Raw genomic sequence first — 4278 nt, forward strand, 5'->3', positions numbered from 1 at the left:
GGTTATATGTTTGTGTATAAGCGGTTCTCTTCACGTTTTCCGCTATCGTTACCCCCTATCACGAGTTCTTCAACATCATTTTTACTTCATCCAGTTCGTCTTTATGGAAAAAGTGTTCTATCTCCATGTCAGGGAACGTTGCAATTAACCAACGTAATAGTGGGATTAGTCTTGGTGTTACAGCGAGTACGTTAGGACGGAAAGCAGCTTGTCTAGAGTTACTGATAGCATTAGGGGCGATTTCAAATCCTGCATTGTTAAACAGCTCAGTAAGCTGTTTGATAGTGAGTTTCTTACCATTAATGGTTTTGGTGAGTCCGTAGTTCTCTTTAGATAGAGCTCTTAACGCGAGCTTTAGCAGGACACCGTGTGAACCGTCTTCTTCATACTTAATGTGTGACCCTTTCAACAATGGTTTGGTTTTGCTGTAGTCGATCCAGTTCTCCCAATCTTCCATGGTTTTAAGACAGTTATCACGTCGCCATCCATCAAACAATGCGCGAGTCTGTTGTCCCTCTTGCTCGTTCTTCCACGGTACGGTATCGAAGTAGATATGCTCGACGATGTGACCTTTAGGATGGCGGATTTTAGTCATGCGAGGATTAACGGGTTTACGCTTAAAGTCGAACTCTAAGTTGAGAGTTTTTTCTCGTTGGATTTCTATCAAGTCCATGTCTTTAAGGTACATGTCACGGGGTGAAATCAATGAGTTGTTTGGGATCTTTTGTCCGGGATAGCGGTCTAAGAACAGTTCGACCATATAAGCATTTTCATCCTTTGCCGATGATAAGGCTGATTCTGGTGGCTTAACGCCTGCTTTTGCTATGACGGGTTCGGTATCTCCATATTCACCAGTAATTTGTCCACGGGTTTTCATTGCGATGATTTGTTTAGCATGGTGCTTATGCTTAATCATCTTACCGTCACCCGTTTGCTCGCAGATCTTACTGAACCGTTGGCTAATGGTTCCCGATAAATGGAGCTGGTCTTCGGAACAGTCTACGAGATAACCATCTGTTGTGGCACTTACAATGGCAACGCCATCGAAATGGTGTTTATGAATCCCTGCTAATTGTTCTGAGAGAACCGCTCTAACGAACCCTGTCGCATGAGCTGCGAAATATGGATTGGTAACAGGAGAATGTGGGATATTTTTGCTTAACCCATCTAATGAGTTGAAACCTCGTTTTCCTTTGAGTCCTTGTCCTAATTTACCGTACAATGTATTGCCTATCTCTTTCCATAGCTTCTCTCTGAATTTATCGCCTTCATCCGTGTATTTTTGTCTTTGCTCTCTGATGAGTTCCGTAAAGCCTTTGAAAAGTGGCTCTTTATCTTCAACCCATGGAACGATAACACCGAACTGAATCTCAATATCACACCCCATGTTATATGCGACTTCTATTTCAGGTGCGGTGCAGTAAGAGTAGCCTTCTAGTGGGTAGTACAGACCGTATAAGTCCGTTCTTACTGGAAGAGATGGAAACTTAGTATGCTCTGGGAATTTAAACTTAACGTAAGCAAATCCCATCTTGTGACCAAGGTAATCATTGATGTCTGTTGAGGTGAAGCTTCTCTCAAATGAAACAGGTTTAATATCCATTAAGGCATTGACGTATGCCGTAGCTAGGTCAAAATCGTTGTAATCGCCTAAGTTTACGCCACCAAACACGTAACATTCGTTTCTGCCGCCATGGAAACAATCGACACTGAGCTGTTCGAAGATACGACGACCTGCTGTGATGACAGTTTCTTTCTTCTGCATAACTCGACCTTGAGTTTGATTCCAATATTGAATCGTTTTGGTCTCCATACCGAGTGCTTGGTTTAATGCGTCTTTATCACCCGTGAGTGCTTTGAAGAGTGATACTGAGAAGTTACCCAGTGTTGATGGTAGATGTTCAAACTGAAGTTTATCTAACCTTTCTTCTGGAATTTTACCCTTTAATGATTCTTTGATGTCGTTAAGGGCGAAGTGTTGCATTTCCAATCCGTACTTAACGGTGATTTCGGCGTCTCTCAATGCGTAACGAAGGAAGAGTGGCTCATTTTCTACTAGTAGCTCGTCCATCCGGTCTTTGCGATATGGCTCTGGTATCACTTCTTTAGGAATTTTGATTAGTTCACCGACGTTATCAAGTCCACTTTGCCCCGGACTGAGTAGTAAAGTATCTACAAAGCGCACGCGACTCTCACGTTTCTTTCCATTCTTGTCTGTAAAGTGGACGGGTTCTGAAGCTTGCTTGGTTCTACCCACTGCGTCTAAGTCGATGCCGTATGCGCCACGCGTGGAGGTTAATGTATTTCTGACGACTTCCAGTTTCGCTTTCTGACTGGTATCCCAGAACGCTTCGAATGACACCATGTCAGCTCTGAGGTAGTGCGCATAGATGTAGATTTTCTTTGGCCATCCTGTGATAAATCCGCGCCCCATTGCAGTTTGGAGAACTTCCACCAAGAACTCTTCAAATTTCTTACGTGGTTTCTTGATTCGATTAATCGCTTTAAGTTCATCTTCACGACTTTTGTTAGCGGCTCTGGACTTCTTGATCACATCAGCAACGGGGGTGAGCACAACATCACTCATGTGGTGTTCACCTGCGATTAGATAATACTGATAGGACAGAATGTCGTTTCGGTTTTCCTCGGCGTTGTAGACGTACTCACTGTCTATACCAATGTGAACCGCTTCATCATCACCTTTGAGTGCTTGCCATGGTGACTGCTGTTCATTCTCGAAGTAGATATCGAGCTCATCATCGACGGCTTTACTTGAGTATTCATCGGTTTGCTCTTGCGCTAGAAATGCGTCGAGTTCAATGCTGGTTGATTCTGTGGTTTGGTCGGTGGTTTCTGCTTGGAAGTATTCGTCGAGTTCTTTATCTATGGCTTCAACATGGTTAGGTTTGTTTTCATTGTTCATCGTTGTTCTCTTAAAACCAAGTGCATTGTTGGTGGGTGATGCGTCCCTCTTTATACCACAGAGCTCATCCACTGATGAATGTGGCTTCGTCTTGGTTTGGTGTGTGAGTTAAAAGGGTGTGTAGAAAGTGGGAGGGGCAGAACGATGATTTTTGAGATTTTGATGTGTGGTATGGAGAGTGGGGTAATTGATGAAAGTAGAAACCCATACCAGGTATGGAAACTCTCAAAACGGTGCTGTTTTTCATCGAGTGTAACTAAACATATAAATAACTCCGCTAGGAGGTCCGATTTAATATGATTTTATTAATGATTTAGTACCTAGATCTGACCGATTTTCTGAGTGGTATCGACGCCTGATCTTGTAGTGGGATCAGGCGTCGTTGACTTTCCATCCTGATGCGTTTCAGGTTGCTGTAATGATGTTAGAAGAAGACAGCCAGGACCATACTGGAAAAAACTCGCTACGTTGTATCACGTTACGAACTCAAAGTCAGATTCCGTAAGGGATCTGGCTTTCTATGGCGAAATATATTGTTAGCTGTGAGTGTAACTAATGCTGTTGTTTTAGGAGGGCACTAGGTGACGTATCTTTGTGTACAGTTTCTCATTATGCTTAAGTGCGTGAGATAACAATCTATCTATTTCTTATATTGGTTCTGAAATTTCTGTAAACTATGCAGCCCGAAATTGGTGTTACTTAGATTGATGTCACTGTGTTTGTATACAGTAATATGTTAGAGTTCATATGCGCGTAGCTTCATTGGGAATTGAGGTAAACCTCTGTCCTTGCGTTGTCTAGATATGAATGGAAGTGTAGTTATTAAGTATACGACCGCCACCTCTTGAGAGAAACATATGTCGAAATTGGCTTTAGCTCTATTGTTAGCATTCTCCGCTATCGTTGGTACTATTTTGTTTTGGGTGGGGTTATTTTTTTGGTTTGATCAGCCTGTCAGTGTGTTAGTTGAAAATGCTAGAGGAGCTTTTATAGAGAAGCCCAGCAGTCCTTTAAACTATAAAGATGCTTTAATGCTTGGTAGGTTAGTTGAAAAAGGCGTTGTGATAGGAGGAAATGATCTGCTATCTCAAATTTCGGGATTCTATACGACGATCATTACGCTTTTAATTACCTTATTAACAATATTGGGTATTTCCATTCCTTTATACATCAAAACTAATGCTGAAACTGTTGCAAGTAGGCAGACTAAGAATGAAGTCGTTCGGTATTGTAGCGAAAACATAGGCTTTCAAAACGCATTAGAGAATGCACTTGAGAGAGAAAAACCACATATCATGGATTCTCTTGGAGAGGGGTACGAAGCTTTGGATGAAGATATTTCTATGTTACAGGAG

At 42.1% G+C, this 4278-nt stretch carries 2 protein-coding genes; one reads left to right on the forward strand and one right to left on the reverse strand.

Translation table 11 applies throughout. The features are described from left to right. Positions 1-58 precede the first annotated feature (58 nt). Complete coding sequence (locus tag CAG65_RS12835; protein WP_161453907.1) at positions 59-2923, reverse strand: DNA polymerase; 2865 nt, start codon at positions 2921-2923, stop codon at positions 59-61. Positions 2924-3780: 857 nt separating this feature from the next. On the opposite strand from CAG65_RS12835, the gene CAG65_RS12840 reads away from it, so the two are divergent. Beyond that, a partial coding sequence (locus CAG65_RS12840; RefSeq protein ID WP_161453909.1) for a hypothetical protein occupies positions 3781-4278 on the forward strand: 498 nt, incomplete at its 3' end.

The organism is Vibrio sp. V39_P1S14PM300, from assembly GCF_009904765.1.
Classification (GTDB): Bacteria; Pseudomonadota; Gammaproteobacteria; order Enterobacterales; family Vibrionaceae; genus Vibrio; species Vibrio proteolyticus.

Coding starts and splice junctions, on each gene's coding strand:
- CAG65_RS12835 (WP_161453907.1), bottom strand. CDS start 2,923: ATGAACAATGAAAACAAACCTAACCATGTTGAAGCCATAGATAAAGAA.